This window comes from Desulfobotulus mexicanus, assembly GCF_006175995.1.
Classification (GTDB): domain Bacteria; phylum Desulfobacterota; class Desulfobacteria; order Desulfobacterales; family ASO4-4; genus Desulfobotulus; species Desulfobotulus mexicanus.
The window spans coordinates 41,790-59,552 of sequence record NZ_VDMB01000011.1 but is presented as its reverse complement, the minus strand read 5'-3'; the positions used below and the strand labels follow the sequence as shown (position 1 = coordinate 59,552).

The following is a 17,763-nucleotide window of genomic DNA, read 5'->3' as shown; positions in this document are numbered from 1 at the left end:
ATGACATCCGGCAGCCCCCTGATTCGAATCCTGTATCGTACGGGTCTGGCAACAAGCCTTGCCATGATCTTTGTCATGATACTGTCTTTCACCGGTCTGCTGGACAGGATGGAATGGAAGACCTTTGATATCCGTGCACAAATGATGGCAAAACCATCAGCCAGTACAAAAAATGTGGTCTTAATTCTTGTGGACCAGAACAGCCTGGACTGGGCACGGGAAACAAACCATCTTTCCTGGCCCTGGCCCAGAGAAATCTGGGCCTACATCCTGGATTTCTGCCAGTCCCGGGGGGCAAAGGCCGTAGGTCTTGATATTCTTTTTACTGAACCATCCATCTACGGGGAATACGATGATGCGGCCCTTGCTGCCGCTTCCCGCCGCTTTGGTTCCGTTGCAGGTGCCATATTTCTGGGCGACAGCACGGGTGCGGCCACAGTCTATCCTGAAACGCATCCCCAGCCCCCTCCATTTCTTGGTACACAACCACCGGAGCGCAAACGGGCCAGTCTGGCCCATGGAGATATAGCTGCAAGCTGGGGGATGCCCGGCAATGTGGGGCTAAATCCAGATCCCGACGGTATTTACAGAAATGTACGGCTTTTTACCACCTTTGATGGAAAAGTCTTCCCCAGTCTGGGACTGGCCACATGGATGGCAGCCCATCCCCATATCCGTCCCCTGCAGGACGAAAACACAATTTATCTTGACCACCGCACCATTCCCCTGAACAGCGACCATGAAGCAAGGCTGCGCTTCCGGGGTCCATCACGCAGCCATCCTTCCATACCCGCTGCTGCCATTCTCCGGGCTGCCATTCTGGAAATGCAGGGCAAAGATCCTGAACTGCCTGAAGCTGATTTATTAAAAAATGCCTATGTTCTTGTGGGCTACTCCGCCCCCGGTCTCCATGATCTTACCCCCGTTCCCGTAGGCGGTGCCTATCCCGGTGTGGAAGTCCACGCCACCCTGCTGGATAATTTTCTGGAAGGGGATTTCTTAAGGGACATTTCCCATAGCGCTTTTTATAGCATTACCATACTGCTCACTGGATTCTGTGCCTTTATACCTGCAGCCCTTCCAGCCATGACCGCAGCCCTTGCAGCCCTTTCACTGGCCCTGCTTCTGCCAGTAACCTTAAGTTTCAGCCTGTATGGAGCAGGCGTGGTGCTTCCCCTGCTTACCCTGATGGCAGGGACTATCCTGGCATCCGTCACGGTTATTTTCATCAATTACACCACAGAAGGAAAACAGAAGCGCTTCATCAAAAATGCCTTTTCACAATACCTCAGCCCTGCTGTCATTGACGAACTGCTTATCAATCCGGAGAAACTTAAACTCGGGGGAGAAAAAAGGGAAATCACAATCTTTTTCTCCGATCTTGAAGGTTTCACCAGCATATCCGAAGGCATGGACCCCGAACATCTCACCTCCTTTCTCAACCACTATCTCTCTGCCATGACGGACATCATCCTGGAAAGTGGCGGAACCGTGGACAAATATGAAGGGGATGCCATCATTGCCTTCTGGAATGCCCCTCTGGCCCTTAAAGACCATGCGGACAGAGCTGTGCAGGCAGCCCTGCGCTGTCAGGATGCCTTGAGAGATATGGCTGACGAGTTAAGGAAATGGACACACAAAAAAGTTCGCATGCGCATCGGCATCAATACAGGGGATGCTGTGGTGGGCAACCTTGGTTCCAGCAAACGCTTTGACTACACCATGCTGGGGGATTCGGTGAACCTTGCGGCCCGGCTGGAAGGAGTGAACAAAATATTCGGTACCTATACCCTGATATCCGAAAGTACGGCATCAGCCATGGGACCATCTGTTCTACTGAGGGAAATTGCAAGGGTAAGGGTTGTGGGAAAGGAAAAACCCATCCGGATTTATGAACCCGGATGGGCTGAGGCAGATAATGAACTGATTCCCCTATTTAACGAAGCAAGGGAAGCCTTTGCCAGGGGAAAATTCAGGGAAGCTGCGGAAAAATTTCAGGCTCTGGCAGAAAAGGATGCCCCCTCACTATCCTATACAAAAAAGTGCCGGGAACTCATAGACCATCCCCCCGCAGAGTGGCAGGGTATATGGGTGATGGATCAGAAATAAACAGGCTTACATCCCATCCAGAGATTCACTGGATATCTGGGCAAAGGCACTGTGATTGTGAATGGACTCATAATTTTCCGCACTCACGGAAAACCATGTGATGTTGCCGTCTTCTTTAAGGGACAAGGCCACATCCCTTACAATGTCCTCCACAAACTTGGGATTCCTGAAGGCCTGCTCCGTAACAGCCTTTTCATCCACCCGCTTTAAAACCGAAAAAACATCGCTGGAAGCACATTTTTCAATGCGCTGAATCAGGGCTTCTATCCAGAAAAATTTCCTGAAACGGACAGATACTGTCACCATTCCCCTCTGGGTATGGGCTCCGATCTCACTGATCTCAAGGGAACAGGGGCAAACAGACATGACTGGAACACGCACCGTGGAAAGAAGGTCTGTCCTGCCCTCCGGAGAGATGGAGCCTGAAATGGTACAGGTATAATCCATAAGCCCCGGTTCTGCACTGACGGGTGCTTTTTTTTCCACAAAATAGGGAAAAGTCACATCAATGTGTGCCCTTTCCGCTTCCAGCAGGGTGCGCATTTCCTGTAATATGGTTGAAAATGACCTTAAGGAAACTTCCTGTCTGAAAAGATGCAGCATTTCCACAAAACGACTCATGTGGGTTCCCTTGGCATCGTGGGGAAGATCCACATACATGGAAATATCTGCAACAGTCTGCTGGCGACCCTGCTCCCGGTCCAGAACCGTGATGGGATACCTCAGATTTTTTATACCCACCTTGTCTATGGGCAGATTGCGCTCATCACGCTGGCTTTGCACGTCTTTCATTCAAAATCCTCGCCCGTGTCTGAATCATTGCCTGCTTCCCTCACGGGCGGATAAAGCATATATTCCAGCCGAACATTTCCCATAGATCTGAAAATATTGCTTTTTATTTTCCTGTCCTGACGGTAGAGGGTCTGAAGAAGTTCTTTTATTTCCCTGCGTTTGGTCTGCCCGGCAGAGGGGCAGGGATTGGTAAAAACCGGGAAATATTCCGGGAAATTCCCTGTTAACTTTATAATACGCTGCTCATCCACAAGGCTTAAAGGCCGGATGATGTGAAAGGTATCCTTAAAAAGACCCTGGCGGGGCACCATAGTGCCTATTTTTCCGGCATAACACATATTCATGAAAAGCGTTTCTATAATGTCATCTTTGGTATGCCCCAGAGCCAGAGTTTTGCACCCCAGATCCCTGGATATGGAAAAAAGACGTTTGCGCCGGAGCATGGCACATAGAAAGCAGGGACTTTTTTTCCGGTTCTCTGGGCCATGGGCCATGGGTCCATGATCTGTTTTTTCAACAGTCAGATGCAACCCCAGCTCCCCGCACCAGTGGAACAGCTCTTCACTGAATCCTCCGTCAAAACCGGGATCCACATAGATGGGATGCAGGGTGTAAGGAATGGCTGAAATACGCTGGCGATCTTTTAGAATCCGAAGGAGTGTCAGGCTGTCCTTGCCGCCGGAAAGACCTACAGCAATCCGCTCTCCGGATTCAAACATCTGATACCGGAAAGCAGCTTTGCCTACTGACTTAAAAATTTTATTATAGTTTTTGTTCTTTTCAAGCAAACTTATTTATCACCTTTTTTACTGCCTGCATCCTTTACAGTAACCACACGACCGGCAGCAATTTCACGCAAAGCCATCACCACATCTTCGTTCTTTGCACGCTGTACAAGATACTCGGAACCTTCCCGAAGCTGACGCACCCTTTTGGCTGCCATATGTACAAGCTGAAAACGATTGGGTACCTTGCTCAGACAGTCCTCAACGGTAACACGTGCCATAACACGACCCCTTTATTTAAAAAATTTATAGGATATCAACCAGTTCATAGCAACGTTTGCCACCCGGTGCATCAACTACGACTTCATCACCGGGAACTTTTCCAAGAATAGCCCGCCCCAGGGGGGATGAGACGGAAATTTTCCCCTTGCTGATGTCAGATTCGTCCGGACCCACCAGCTGATAGGTGACCTCATCACCGGAATCCACATTCTCAAGGAGAATACGGCACCCGAACACCACTTTGTCGCTGGCAACCTTGGATGTATCAATCACATCAGCATTGGCAAGTTTATAGGAGAGTTCAGAGATTCTACCCTCCAAAAAAGACTGCCGTTCCTTTGCGGCATCATACTCAGCATTTTCAGAAAGATCGCCATGGGCACGGGCCACCTCTATGGCCTCAATATTTCTGGGCCTTTCCACGCTTTTCAGATGCTCAAGCTCCTTTTTCAGGTGCTCGTAACCTTCCTTGGTGATGGGAATGCGTTCCAATGAAAAAACTCCTGTTTTCTTTGTTCAATGACATAAGTAAAAGAAGATGAAACTTCCAACCATAAAGAGAAGAAGTCTCATCTTCCTGTATATTTTACACAAGCCTTAAAATAGGCATCCATGTAATGTAAGGGCCATCCTGTTGAATATTTAGAATAACTACAGGACAGTATTCAATCAGAGATATTTTTCCGCAAGTATTTCTGCAATCTGAATGGTGTTAGTGGCAGCACCTTTACGGATATTGTCCGCAACAATCCAGAGATTCAATCCGTTTTCTATGGACTCATCTCTTCGGATACGCCCCACCAGTGTATCATCCTGCCCCGCGGCATCAATGGCAAGGGGATACCCATTTCCTACAGGATCATCCACTACCCGGATACCGGGTGAAGATGCCAGCAAAGACCGGACGTCCTGAATATCAAAGGGTATTTTTGTTTCAATATTCACTGCTTCGGAATGCCCGTAAAAAACGGGAACACGCACCGTTGTTGCCGTAACTCCGATGGTGGAATCCTCAAGAATTTTCCTTGTCTCATTCACCATTTTCATTTCTTCTTTAGTATAACCATTTTCAAGAAAAACATCAATATGGGGCAGGCAGTTAAAAGCAATGCGATGGGGATAAACATTGGCGGCAACAGGCTCATCATGCATGATGGCCCTTGTCTGATCAGACAGCTCATCTATGGCTTTTTTCCCTGAACCGGATACCGCCTGATAGGTGGAAACAACAATGCGGCGCAATCCGTATTTACGGTATATGGGATTTAAGGCCACCAGCATCTGTATGGTAGAACAGTTAGGATTGGCAATAATACCTTTTTTGACATATCCTGCAACGGCATGGAAGTTGGCTTCCGGAACCACCAGAGGAACATCCGGATCCATACGCCAGGCACTGGAATTATCCACCACAACACATCCGGCAGCTGCAGCCTGAGGGGCAAACTCAAGGCTTGGTCCACCACCTGCGGAAAAAAGGGCAATGTCCACCCCTTTAAAAGCATCTCCTGTCAGCTCCTCCACAGCTATATCTTCCCCCCTGAATTTCAGAGTACGCCCCACAGAGCGCTTAGATGCCAGAAGCTTCAGGCTTTTAACGGGAAAATTTCGGGATTCCAAGCCCCGTATCATTTCGTTTCCAACGGCACCGGTTGCACCGGCAACGGCAACGCTAAACAGTTTTCGGGCCATGTGTTTCAAACTCCTTTAAAACATTGAATAAGCTGCAAATGCAAAAACAATCATTTTTTAGATCTTATCGATAAGCATGCACACAGCTGCACGGATATCGAGTAAAGATAAATTTTCCTGCCACACGATCAGATAAAAATAAAGATCCATTCCCAATGCCTTCCGTATTGAAGAATGGATCCAAAAATATCTCTAATGGTTTTTATATAATCATGCGTCCAGTTTTTCTTCCTCCATGGGCGTTTTCAGAACCTCTTCTTTATTTTTTCTAAAAATTCCAAGAGGGCCGGAAATCACGTAAACAAGAGAAATCAGAAAGAGGGCTGCAGGAGGCTCTGCTGCAATAAAGACAAAAATCAATATACAGGCTACCAGCATATGAAAGTTGAAACGACGGAACAGGCTGTGCTTTTTGAAGCTGCTGTATCTGACATTACTGACCATCAGAAAAGAAAGCACGTAAAGCATGACCATGGGAATCACCGGCCACTGCTCCAGGCTGACCATGGTACGTTCACACAGAAGCAGGGTTGTGGCAACCATGGCAGCAGCACCCGGAATGGGGAGTCCTGTGAAATCACTGCCCGGTACCGAATCCGCAACGGAATTGAAACGTGCCAGACGAAGGGCTCCGCATACGGTAAAAAGAAAAGCTGCCAGCCATCCCAGCCGACCCATGGGCTGCAATGCCCACATATAGATAAGAAGTCCCGGTGCCAGACCAAAAGAAATCAGATCAGCCAGAGAGTCATACTCCACACCAAATCGGCTGGTAGTATTGGTAGCCCGGGCCACTTTTCCATCGAGAACATCAAAGACAATGGCCACAAAAATTGAAATGGCTGCCGTCTCAAACTGACCATTTATGGCCGAAATAATCGCATAAAATCCACAAAAAAGATTCATGGAGGTCAAAAGATTGGGAAGTACATAGACTCCCCTGCGGGGCCTGGACATGCCTTTTACTTTTTTCATTTCATGCTCCCCAGTGTTGTTGTTCCGGCCTGAGTCTTTTCCCCCACCTTAACGGCACACTCAAAATCCGCAGGCAGATAAAGATCAAGACGTGAACCAAAACAGATTACACCAAAACGCACCCCCCTTGATACACTGTCTCCTTCACGGACACGACAGATAATCCTGCGGGCCACAAGGCCTGCAACCTGTACAGTCCAGAATTTTACAGAAGAAGGAGTTTCTATCAGAAGGGCATTGCGCTCATTGTCCTTTGACGCCTTATCCAGGCTGGCATTCAGAAAGCGCCCCGGCTGATAACGGATTTCCCGCACCACGCCATCAAAGGGAATACGGTTTACATGCACATTGAAAACCGACATGAAAATACTGATCTGAAATGCCGGGCCTTCGCCATAGGGATGGGTTTCCACCCTTTTTGCAACAATCACTTTACCATCTGCAGGAGAAACAAGGGCAGAAGGATCTGAAGGAATTACCCTGTCCGGATCACGAAAAAACCAGAAACAGAAAAGGCTGAAGCAAAGCCCTAAACCAGTCAGCCAGCTCCATCCCAGAATGGCAGCAATGGCAGTCACAAAAACCGAAATAAAAATAAAAGGGTAGCCTGCCCTTGCAATGGGAAAACCGCTTTCTGAAGGAAGATCAGGTCTTGAAAAAGCATTCATAATATATGTTTACTATCCATTTTGGAGGACAAATCCTGAAAAGAATTCCATATTCCATAAGAGTATATGATTCCAATCCAGATATTTTCAGGAAACGTCATGTTTAAGGAAAAGTTCAATAATTGAGACCAAAAAGCCGTCATGATTCTTTCTCATTAGACTTTTATGAATACCAAAAAACATTTCTATTGTCAATAATGTGTATATTCAAGCCTGAGTATACAGTTCTGAAAACCACTTACTTAAAAAAAGCATGCTCAGCCCAATGCTTATATATACACCTGCACTCTCAGGACGGCAGATCCTGAGGCAACTCCCCCGGATGATAGCGACGCAGTACGCCTAATGTTTTTGTACGGGGCAGTTCTTCGAAAAGCCCGGATTTTTTTGCCGTTTCATAGACATACCAGGGTGCCTGCCCTCCATCTTCGGGTTTTTCAAAAATATCATGAACCACAAGAAAGCCTCCGGGCTGAACATGGGAAAACCAGCTCACGTAATCCGTATAAGCAGCTATAAAGGTATGTCCTCCGTCAATAAAAACAAGGGACAAAGGTGTGGTCCAGAAACGCGCTATATGCGCCGAACCACCCACCAGCGGCACTACGGTATCCTCAAGCCCTGCGTCTGCAAGGGCCGTTCTAAAGAAAAAGAGGGTATCCATAAAACCTGTTCTTGGATCCACAAGATCCGGATCATGGTAAAACTCACCCGGCTGCTGCTCTTCATTGCCCCTGTGGTGGTCAATGGAGTAAAGAATTCCAGCCTTGGCCCTGCAGGCAGGTCCCATATACAGGGCAGATTTTCCGCAGTAACTCCCAATTTCAAGGCAAGCCCCTCTGCTGCTGGCTTCAAGGGCCAGCTGAAAGAGACGCTCCCCTTCTTCGGGATCCATGAAACCTTTGGTTTTTTCAATCAGTTCTCTGTTATACACAAATTCCCCCTTCAATTTTTACCCGTCAAGGCCGCAAGCAGGCCATACAATACTTTCCCTCTTAAAGATCAGTGTAACCGTTCCGCACAATTACAAGTCAAGCAACATTCCCCGTATCAGATACAAGTACCTCCCTTGGCTTTGCCCCGTCCGCAGGACCGATAACCCCTTCCTGTTCCATGGACTCAATAATCCTTGCGGCCCGGTTGTATCCTATGCGCAGATGCCGCTGTACCATGGAAATGGAAGCCTGCCGGTTTCGTGCCACCAAGGCTACAGCCTCGTCATAACGGGGATCAAAATCCTCGGCATCACCGCCTGAATCGTCTTCATTACCCGCAACTGCTTCTGTCACTTCCGCCACATAATCCGGAGTTCCCTGTTCCTTCAAAAAGGAAATCACCCGCATCAGGGCATCTTCACCAATATAGGCACCATGTATACGCTGCAGCCTTGCCGTTCCGGGTGGTACAAAAAGCATATCCCCGTTTCCAAGCAGGGCCTCGGCACCCGAAGAATCAAGGATAGTTCTGGAATCAATGCGTGAAGAAACCTGAAAAGCCATGCGTGTGGGAAAGTTTGCCTTAATGACACCGGTCAGTACATCCACCGAAGGCCGCTGGGTGGCCAGAATAATATGAATCCCTGCAGCTCTGGCCATCTGGGCAAGGCGGGCCAGAGCCACTTCCACGTCCTTGGATGCCACCATCATCAGATCCGCAAGCTCATCAATGATAACAACAATATATGGAAGTTTTTCCGGGGCTTCAGCCCCTTCATCCTCATCTTCAACCGATGCCCCTTCCTTTTCCTGAAAAAGAGCACATTTTTCATTGTACTGGGTGATATTGCGACATCTTAAACCCGCCAAAAGCTCATAGCGCCTTTCCATTTCCTTTACGGCCCAGAACAGGGCTGCGGTAGCCTTCTTCATATCCGTCACCACCGGAGTGATAAGGTGAGGAATACCATCATAAACGGAAAGTTCAATGCGCTTGGGATCAATCATGATCAGCTTGACCTCCTCAGGAGAAGCCTTGAATAAAAGGCTTGTGATCATGACATTCAGCCCCACACTCTTACCCGCACCCGTAGCACCCGCAATGAGAAGATGGGGCATACGGTCCATTTCAACAGCCACAGGAAGACCAACAATATCCTTTCCAAGACAGACCGTGAGGGCAGATTTGCTTTTCCGGAAGGATTCCGAAGCCACAATCTCCCGGAAGTGCACCATTTCCCGGACGGCATTGGGGACTTCTATGCCAATGGCTGCCTTACCGGGTATGGGAGCTATGATACGTATACTTAAAGCCTTGAGGGCAAGGGCAAGATCATCGGCGAGGTTGGTTACCTTACTGATTTTTACTCCGGGTGCCGGCTGATATTCAAAGGTTGTAATGACAGGCCCCGGTGTTACCGTCACCACCCTTCCGTTCACACCAAAATCAGCGAGTTTCTTTTCCAGTATCTCAGATTGATCCCTTAAAAATCCTTCATCCACAGCCTGAATATTTTCAGGAACCTTTTCCAGAAGATCCAGTGACGGAAGCTGAAACCCGCCTTCGGGCCTTGTAACGGGCAACTCTTCCTGTACAGGACAGGGCCTGCTTTTCAGCCTGACGGGCATTCGTGAGGCAATCAGAGGTGTACTTTTATTTATATTCTCTGTTTTTTCCTCACTAAAGGGTAATTCCACCTGAGACTCAGGCTCCTGATATATTTCTTTTTTTCCAACCAGCCTGATCTTATAAAAAAATGAAAAAAGAAAACGAAGACCGGAAAAAAAGACCTGAATGCCCTTCCATATAGCGGATATAATAGCAGGAAGCAGTCTTTTCCAGAAATCAACAAAAATCCGCAGCACACGACCCAGAGAAAGGCCCGTTGCCAGCATAAAACCTGAAACCACAAGAAAGGAAAGGACCAGAAGGGCTCCCTGAAGCTTTACATAGTGTTCCAGAAAATCCCTGAAGAGTCCTGCCACCAGACTGTTTAAATCAAAACGGCCATCGGACATACCTGTTCCCGATGCCATGGCACCCGTTGCCAGAACAAGAAGCAGTCCTCCCATGGCCCGGACTCCCGGAGTAAAAGGGTGTGCTTTTTTTCTCAACACCCTCAAGGTGCTTTCTCCCATGAGAACGGGCAGCCAGAATGCACCTATCCCAAAACAGCCAATGAAAAAACCTGCAATCCATGCACCCACAATACCAAATCGGTTATGTACGGAAGCATCCCCTACGGAACGCACAATGGAAGGATCATCTGGGTGAAAGCTGATGAGACTGCCAAAAAGCAGAACTGCCATAAAAATCAGAAAAAGTGCCGTAAACTCCCGCCGCATGGGGCTATCCCCCTATACTTCAAAAATCTGGGCAAGAATAATGGGCCGTCTCCGGATGGTGAAATAAAAGTACTGCCTCAGGGCTTTTTGCAACCTTGCCCTGATAATCTCCACCCTGTTCGATACTTCAGGACCCACATCCTCCACAATTTCAAGAATCACGCACTGGGCATCATCCAGTACATGGCCGGTTTCCGTCCAGAAAACAAAACCCCTTGAAATCAGCTCAGGACCATAAAGAATAACACCTGTCTCCTGATCAATCACCATGGTGACAACGGCAATACCGTCTTCGGAAAGAATCCGCCGTTCCCTCAGGACACTGCGACCCACATCGCCGATACCCTTGCCATCAATAAGTATCCTGCCCGACTGCACCACACCTCCCATGCGACCGCCTTCTTCATCAAAAATAACGGTCTGCCCGTTCTCCGCCAGCAGCACCCTTTCTTTAGGGATACCCGTTTCCACGGCCAGACGGGCATGATGCACAAGATGCCGGTATTCTCCATGAATGGGAATAAAATACCTTGGCTTTGTCAGGTTCATCATGAGCTTGAGTTCTTCCTGAAAGGCATGGCCTGACACATGGACATCGGCCATTTTATTATAAATAACATTGGCCCCGCGCCGGTACAGGCTGTTTATAATAGCTGTAATGGCCTTTTCATTACCCGGAATGGATTTGGAAGAAAGAATCACCGTATCCCCTTCACGGATACGTATCTGTTTATGGGAACCTTCTGCCATGCGGGAAAGGGCACTCATGGGTTCTCCCTGACTGCCCGTTGTAATCATGATGATCTTTTCATCAGAGGCCTGGCCCATCTCCCCAAGCCCCATTTCCATCCCTTCAGGAAAAGAAAGGTATCCAAGTTCCCTGGCCACCCTCACACTTAGCTCCATGCTACGGCCATTGATCACCACACGGGCATTTATTTTCCTTGCTATATTAACAATTTGCTGAATTCTAGCCACATTGGAGGCAAAAAGGGCTACAATTACACGCCCCGGTGCATCATTGATAAGCTTCTCCAGGGTCTGCCCCACCGATTCATCGGAAATAGTATAACCTTTACTCTCAACATTGGTAGAATCCGAAAGCAGGGCCAGCACCCCTTCTTTACCACAAAGGGCAAAGGCATTGACATCCGTGACCATACCATCAATGGAATTATGGTTAATACGGAAATCCCCAGTGTGTACCACAAGGCCTAAGGGTGTGCGGATTGCAAGCCCAACACCATCAACGGTACTGTGACTGACACGAATGAACTGGATGGAAAAAACACCAATGTCCAGCATATCTCCGGGACATATGATTCTCAGATCCGCATCTATGGGATAATCAAAATCACTGAGCTTATGACGGATCATTCCAGCACTGAAAGCCGTTCCATACACCGGCACGGAAATCTCCCTCAAAAGATAAGGGAGTGCACCAATGTGATCTTCGTGGGAATGGGTAATCACAACGGCCTTTATCCTGTGGGCATTACCCCTTAGGTACTCCATGTCCGGGATGACAATATCTACCCCCAGCATGTAATCTTCCGGAAACATCAGGCCAGCATCCACCACAAACACATCGTCTCCGTATTCAAAGACCATCATGTTCAGGCCAATTTCTCCAAGTCCACCCAGAGGTATGATTTTAAGCATAGCGATACATCTCCAGCAGTTGTGAGCGTTCAGATCCCGGCGTCTGTGAGTTTTTGAAAAATCAGGGACTAGAATTCAATGAGCCGGTTATTACCACAATAACCGGAAGAAAAAATCTTCATGCCGGGCAGAACCGGCCCTCTTCCATAAAGAGAGGGGATCAAAAGGTATTTCTATTTGCAGGAAATCACCTTGAGGAGATGCATGGATGGCAGAGACAAAGATTATCCGTTCAAGAAAGAATCATCAGGCAGTCACGCCCGCATCTTCCAGAAGCGTATCCACCATATCCATAATCCACCCGCGCTGTTCCCTGCCTGCATATCCCATACAGATACAATGCATGGCCTTCCTGGTACGCACCAGAAACTCACAGCTTAAGCGGGTTTCTTCAAGATCCAGGGCCATTACATGGGGGCTGCAGGCCTTATGCTCCGCCTGCATTGGCGTACACAGTGTTTCCGGCAGCTCTACCCAGTAAACTCCTCCCACAAGGGGAAGACCAAAACGGGCATCCAGTACCTCTTTGAGCCTCCGGTAGTCCTCGGGCTGCAGGGTATCAACAACATACTGTCTCATAAAACAGATATCCAGACATATGAAATTATTGGCTTTCAGAATAATAAGAATAAACCTTCAGGAGGAGGTTTCCCGGAATGAAGTCATTAACAGCGTTTCAAAATGCGGCCTTGCAGCAGAAAAGACACAGCCCGGCACTCTTTTTTAACTATCATGCTTTTAATTTGCAGGCAAGGTTTGTGCAAAACCCAGTATAAAGCCGCCATACGCAAAAAGGGGGCAGCATATGCCAGCCCCCTGTTCATCAGATATAGAAACTAAGACCCTAAACAATTCTGATTTCCAAAACCTTTCAACCAAACTTAAGCTGAGTCATGGAAAGTGCAAAGCCAGATCTCAGACCTGCAGCGGGAACCCGTAAAGGGTGCCCCTGCACAAAACAGAGCCGTAAAAACCATTCGCAGGGGCAGGCCTTGCACCTGCACATATTAAAGCCGCACCATGGACCTGACACCTCATGTCAGGAAAACTCAATACTCGCTAACTGCTCCCAGATTCTTTTTAAGCACCACAAAGGCACTGAAAACAAAAAGCACCCCTCCGGCAGCAAAACCCGCCCATACACTGCCCGTAAAACCGAGAACAAGATAGGCAATGGCCGCAAGACCAGCGGTAAAAAGGGCATAGGGCAACTGGGTCAGCACATGATCCATGTGGTGGCAGGAAGCCCCGGTTGAGCTTAAAATGGTGGTATCGGAAATGGGCGAACAATGATCCCCCAGCACAGCACCAGCCAGAACCGCAGCCAGTACTGGCAGCAGCAGCTCAGGGGCTACCCTTGCGGCAATGTCACCGGCAATGGGAAGCATGATCCCAAAGGTGCCCCAACTGGTTCCAGTGGCAAAGGCCATGAGCCCTGAGATCAGAAAAATCAGTACGGGAATAAGGGCAAGTGGGATGGTTCCGTCTATCATACCCGCAAGGTAAGTTCCCGTCTGAATTGCCTTGATCACAATAATAATTGTCCAGGCAAAAAGAAGAATCCAGATGGCTGGCAGCATGGCTCTGGTGCCGTCCAGAATGGAAGAAACATAGGTTTTTGCAGAATGTCCTGCCAGGACCATGCGGCCAAAGGTTACAGCAAGACCGGCAAGCCCCCCGTAAACCAGGGCTTTGGCCACATCGGTATTCTCAAAAGCTCCCAGCAGACTGAAGGGTTCCTCCCCCAGCTCCTGCGCTCCTGTCCAGATCATGGCTGCCGTAGTAGCAACAATCAGCACAAGAATTGGCTGAATAAGATCCTGAACCGAGCCCTTGCCATGATCTTCCACGGCTTCAATATTTCCTGCAATGGGAAGCCGTTCAGGGTCATACAGCATCCCGGCCAAAGCCCTTTCCTCATGCACCTTCATGGGACCGAAGGCCCGGCCCGTCCATGCAGTAAAAAAAACCAGTCCAATGGCAAAAATGGCGTAATAATTCATGGGAATCATAGCCATAAATGTTCCAAGGGGAGTATGGGGCACCACAAAGGCATGGGCCGTCAGCACCCCACCGATCAGGGCTATAATATAAGCACCCCAACTGGAAACCGGAGAAATCACGCAAACAGGTGCTGCCGTTGAATCCAAGATGTAAGCCAGCTTGGCTCTGGATACCCTGTGCCTGTCCGTAACCGGCCGACTGATGGAACCAACGGCCAGACTGTTGAAATAATCGTCAATAAAAATAAAAACGCCCAGAAAAGCAGTCAGCAGACGAGCGCCCCTGCGGGAAGCCACCCGCTTCATGGCCCACTCACCAAAGGCACGGCTGCCTCCGGAAAGGGCAATGGCACGGGTCATGATACCCAAAAGAATCAGAAAGAGAATAATAAAAACATTCCAGGTGTTAACACCGCCATCTTCCCAGACCAGAGAAAGAATAATCTCAGACAGATAGACAAGGGTAGCTACAGGGGAGAATCCCCAGAGCATCATAGCTCCCACAAGGATACCAACACCCAGAGAAATCAGAACCTTACGGGTCAGAATTGCCAGAACAATGGCAATGGCAGGTGGCAAGAGAGACCATGCCGAGGTATCATAGGCTATCATTTCCATCTAAAAACCCCTTCCATGTCAGGATACCTTAAGTCTTCGCTCCAGCATGGCAAGGAGCTGGGAAATCACAAAGGTCAGGAAAAGATAAATCAGCGCCGCTCCCGCAAGAAACTGAACATAGTCATAATAACGGGCACCCATAACCCTTGCGGAATACATAAGCTCACCGGCACCAATAACAGACACCAGAGAAGAATCCTTCAGAAGAATAATAATCTCATTGCCAAGGGGAGGAATCACTCTCCGGAAAGCCTGAGGCAGAATAATATGCCTCATGGCCTGTCCATGGGTCATACCCAGAGACCGTGCCGCTTCCATCTGCCCTTTGGCAACCCCTTCAATACCGGAACGCACAATCTCCGCCACATAGGCACCTGAATTGAATCCAAGGGCAATTACCCCGGCCGTGAGGGGATCAGGGGTCATGCTGTTACCCGTCAGCGCCATGTAAATCTGGGGGATCCCAAAGTACACGAAAAAAATCTGCAACAGCATGGGAGTGCCCCGAAGAACGTAGACATAAATCCCGCTGATACTGCGAAAAATAGTATTTCTGGAAACCCTGCCTATACCGGCAACACAACCCAGAATAAACCCGAGAATAATGGCTCCGAAGGTCAGCTGAATGGTTACCACTGCCCCTTTAACCATAAACATGCGATGCTGCCAGAGCAGCGAAAAATCCAGCTCCATACCCTGTCCTGCCCCTTTTTAATACCGGAAAAAGCAAATCTTTTTCCGGTATTATTCAATCTATACGTCCCACTTCTGACGGAGTTCATCCAGCTTGCCGGAAGTCTTAACTTTCTTGAAAGCCTCATTCAGGGCATCAAGAAACTCAGGACAACCTTTGCGGATAACCGCAGCCACTTCCTCGTAATTTAAAGGCTCATCCATCTGAACGAAACCAAATCTCTGCACATAATTTTCTGCAATGGCCACATCCAGAACCACACCATCGGCAGCCTTATTCCTGAGCATCATGACAGCGGTGCTGGCATCATCCACAATACGGGCAGTGGCCCCCTCAATGGCCTGAGCAGCATCTGCGCTGGTGGAACCAATCTGGGCGGAAACCACCTTTCCCTTGAGATCTTCAACGGTACGGATATCAGAATCAGCATTAACCAGAACCACCTGTCCGCTGCTATAGTAAGGAATGGTGAAATCCACACTTCGCTTGCGTTCTTCAGTAACGGAAAAACTGGACATGCCCAAATGCACCTGTCCACTGCGTACGGCAATGAGGATGGAATCAAAACCCATTCCCCGAAGCCTCACCTCCAGACCCATCTCAGCCGCAACGGCCCGGATCAGATCAATATCAAAACCAACAATATTGCCATTATCATCAATGCTTTCAAAGGGAGGATAATCCGGGCTGGTTCCAACGGTAAAAAAACCGGAAGATTGAATCTGCTGCCATAAACGGCATTCAGCCATGGCCATGGATGTCCATGCCAGGGCCAGCAGGGCCAGAACAAAAACTTTACAGGTTTGCCTTATCATTTCTACCTCCATCCATTTTCAAAATTAAAAAAAGCTGCCACAGGTATAAAAAAACAGATGTTAAATAAGCCCCTTTCAATCATCGTGTAAAGGGTTTTTACTAAGCGTCAGTCTCCATCTTGTCAAGCAACTTTCTTCTTGGTATCCGATGGGTTGACCAAAAAGGTCCGACCCTTTAAACAGAAAAATCCAGTTCCTTTGTCTAAAATTTTTCCCTTATTTTTTCTTTCATATCATTTGATTCTTGATTTTTTCTCCCCTGCCCGTACACTTTCAAGTGAAATGTCTGATCCCGGCCCACAGGAGGACATACACCACCAGGGCCAGACAGCCCAGACAACCTTCCTTTTTACATTATTGGAGGCTCAATGCAGACACAATCCCAAAGTACCCTTTACACCAGCGGCCACCAGGGCACCGAAAGCGAATTTGGCCGACTTGCCGAAAGCTGCGGCATTAAAGAAGTTCATTATTCCTGGACAGGCCGGGATATTGAGCGCAGCCACGCCATGGAAGTTCTTGATGCTGCAACCCTTTCAAAGGGGGATGTAAGCATGGAAATTGTTTCCAAACGTATGGGCAGAAGCTATTCCAAAGTAGATACCATCCGCAAGGTCATGCAACTGCTTTTCCACACCATCAACCACGGACACCAGATCTTTGCCGTGGGCTGGATTCAGGAAGACGGCACCGTGAAAGGCGGTACGGGCTGGGGCGTTGAACTGGCAAAATTCTTTAACCGCCCCCTTTCCGTTTATGATCAAAAAGCCATGGAATGGTTTACCTGGCAGCAAAACCAGTGGGTTAAAGACACCCCTGTCATTACCCACAGCACCTTTGCCGCCACAGGCACCCGTCACCTGACAGAAGAAGGCAAAACTGCCATAGGCGATCTTTTTGCACGATCCTTTAAAAAATAAACTGTTAATCAGGATCTTTCAACTATGGAAAGCCTGAGCCAGAAAAAATGCAACGGGCCTTGAGCCTGTCCAGGGGCACCCACAAAGGGTGCCCCTGCAACACAAGTATATGATGAACACGAAAGAAGAATAAAAATGACCATATCCCTTCAGGATCTGATTCTAAGAGTAAAAAATCACCCGGAATTTCCCGGTGCAGGAATGCTTCTCTGCCACAATGGTGTTGTCCGTGAAACCAGCCGTGACGGAAGAAAGGTTAGAGGCCTCCGGGTCTCCGTAAACCAGCCTGTGCTTGCAGCCATTCTTGAAAAAACCAGAAGAATGCCGGGGATCGTGGATGTGCAGGTACACATATTCGGGGATCAGGATCTCAAAACCGGGGATGATGTCATGTATATCGTTGTGGCAGGGGATATAAGGGAGCATGTGATCAGCGCCCTCACGGAAACCCTTGAAGCAATCAAGGGACAGGCAACAAATAAGACGGAGTTTTTTGCCTGACCGACTTTTATTCAAAACAAAAATAA

At 48.4% G+C, this 17,763-nt stretch carries 17 protein-coding genes; 3 read left to right on the top strand and 14 right to left on the bottom strand.

Going from position 1 to position 17,763, the window contains the following annotated elements:
* Positions 1-2,109 (top strand): CHASE2 domain-containing protein, encoded by a 2,109-nt coding sequence (locus FIM25_RS09840; protein WP_139448748.1) that lies wholly within the window; start codon positions 1-3, stop codon positions 2,107-2,109.
* 6 nt (positions 2,110-2,115) lie between these two features.
* Here FIM25_RS09840 and folE2 read toward each other — a convergent pair whose 3' ends face one another.
* From folE2 to FIM25_RS09770, 14 genes are all read right to left on the bottom strand, one after another.
* Positions 2,116-2,901, bottom strand: coding sequence for a GTP cyclohydrolase FolE2 (gene folE2, locus FIM25_RS09835; protein WP_139448746.1), 786 nt, complete (start codon positions 2,899-2,901; stop codon positions 2,116-2,118).
* Positions 2,898-3,689: a tRNA lysidine(34) synthetase gene (locus tag FIM25_RS09830; protein WP_246052132.1), complete on the bottom strand. Its 792-nt coding sequence runs from the start codon at positions 3,687-3,689 to the stop codon at positions 2,898-2,900. The genes folE2 and FIM25_RS09830 overlap by 4 nt, the downstream gene beginning before the upstream one ends.
* Before the next feature lie 2 nt (positions 3,690-3,691).
* A complete protein-coding gene (rpoZ, locus tag FIM25_RS09825; protein ID WP_139448744.1) occupies positions 3,692-3,907 on the bottom strand; it encodes a DNA-directed RNA polymerase subunit omega in 216 nt (71 codons plus the stop codon).
* 25 nt (positions 3,908-3,932) lie between these two features.
* Positions 3,933-4,400, bottom strand: a complete 468-nt coding sequence (greA, locus tag FIM25_RS09820) for a transcription elongation factor GreA (RefSeq protein WP_139448742.1) — start codon at positions 4,398-4,400, stop codon at positions 3,933-3,935.
* Between the two features lie 177 nt (positions 4,401-4,577).
* Positions 4,578-5,600 carry an aspartate-semialdehyde dehydrogenase gene (locus FIM25_RS09815; protein WP_139448740.1) on the bottom strand — a complete coding sequence of 341 codons (1,023 nt, stop codon included), beginning with the start codon at positions 5,598-5,600 and terminating at the stop codon, positions 4,578-4,580.
* A gap of 210 nt (positions 5,601-5,810) precedes the next feature.
* Positions 5,811-6,575 (bottom strand): CDP-diacylglycerol--serine O-phosphatidyltransferase, encoded by a 765-nt coding sequence (gene pssA, locus FIM25_RS09810; protein ID WP_139448738.1) that lies wholly within the window; start codon positions 6,573-6,575, stop codon positions 5,811-5,813.
* Complete coding sequence (locus FIM25_RS09805; protein ID WP_139448735.1) at positions 6,572-7,243, bottom strand: phosphatidylserine decarboxylase family protein; 672 nt, start codon at positions 7,241-7,243, stop codon at positions 6,572-6,574. Before FIM25_RS09805 ends, pssA begins: the two co-directional genes overlap by 4 nt.
* Positions 7,244-7,532: 289 nt before the next feature.
* Positions 7,533-8,177, bottom strand: a complete 645-nt coding sequence (locus FIM25_RS09800; RefSeq protein ID WP_246052130.1) for a class I SAM-dependent methyltransferase — start codon at positions 8,175-8,177, stop codon at positions 7,533-7,535.
* 97 nt (positions 8,178-8,274) lie between these two features.
* Complete coding sequence (locus FIM25_RS09795) at positions 8,275-10,524, bottom strand: DNA translocase FtsK (protein WP_139448733.1); 2,250 nt, start codon at positions 10,522-10,524, stop codon at positions 8,275-8,277.
* Between the two features lie 12 nt (positions 10,525-10,536).
* Positions 10,537-12,186, bottom strand: a complete 1,650-nt coding sequence (locus FIM25_RS09790; protein WP_139448731.1) for a ribonuclease J — start codon at positions 12,184-12,186, stop codon at positions 10,537-10,539.
* A 246-nt stretch (positions 12,187-12,432) separates the two neighbouring features.
* Complete coding sequence (locus FIM25_RS09785; protein ID WP_139448729.1) at positions 12,433-12,765, bottom strand: hypothetical protein; 333 nt, start codon at positions 12,763-12,765, stop codon at positions 12,433-12,435.
* Between the two features lie 470 nt (positions 12,766-13,235).
* Positions 13,236-14,807, bottom strand: a complete 1,572-nt coding sequence (locus FIM25_RS09780; RefSeq protein ID WP_139448727.1) for a Na+/H+ antiporter NhaC family protein — start codon at positions 14,805-14,807, stop codon at positions 13,236-13,238.
* Between the two features lie 18 nt (positions 14,808-14,825).
* Positions 14,826-15,500, bottom strand: coding sequence for an amino acid ABC transporter permease (locus tag FIM25_RS09775; RefSeq protein ID WP_139448725.1), 675 nt, complete (start codon positions 15,498-15,500; stop codon positions 14,826-14,828).
* Between the two features lie 60 nt (positions 15,501-15,560).
* Positions 15,561-16,316: a basic amino acid ABC transporter substrate-binding protein gene (locus tag FIM25_RS09770; RefSeq protein ID WP_179953291.1), complete on the bottom strand. Its 756-nt coding sequence runs from the start codon at positions 16,314-16,316 to the stop codon at positions 15,561-15,563.
* A gap of 368 nt (positions 16,317-16,684) precedes the next feature.
* Here FIM25_RS09770 and FIM25_RS09765 point away from each other — a divergent pair, with 368 nt between their 5' ends.
* Together FIM25_RS09765 and FIM25_RS09760 are read left to right on the top strand one after the other, a co-directional pair.
* On the top strand, positions 16,685-17,236 hold the full coding sequence (locus FIM25_RS09765) for a hypothetical protein (protein WP_139448721.1): 552 nt from the start codon (positions 16,685-16,687) through the stop codon (positions 17,234-17,236).
* A gap of 135 nt (positions 17,237-17,371) precedes the next feature.
* Positions 17,372-17,737, top strand: coding sequence for a molybdenum cofactor biosynthesis protein MoaE (locus FIM25_RS09760; RefSeq protein WP_246052128.1), 366 nt, complete (start codon positions 17,372-17,374; stop codon positions 17,735-17,737).
* The last annotated feature ends 26 nt before the right edge of the window (positions 17,738-17,763 follow it).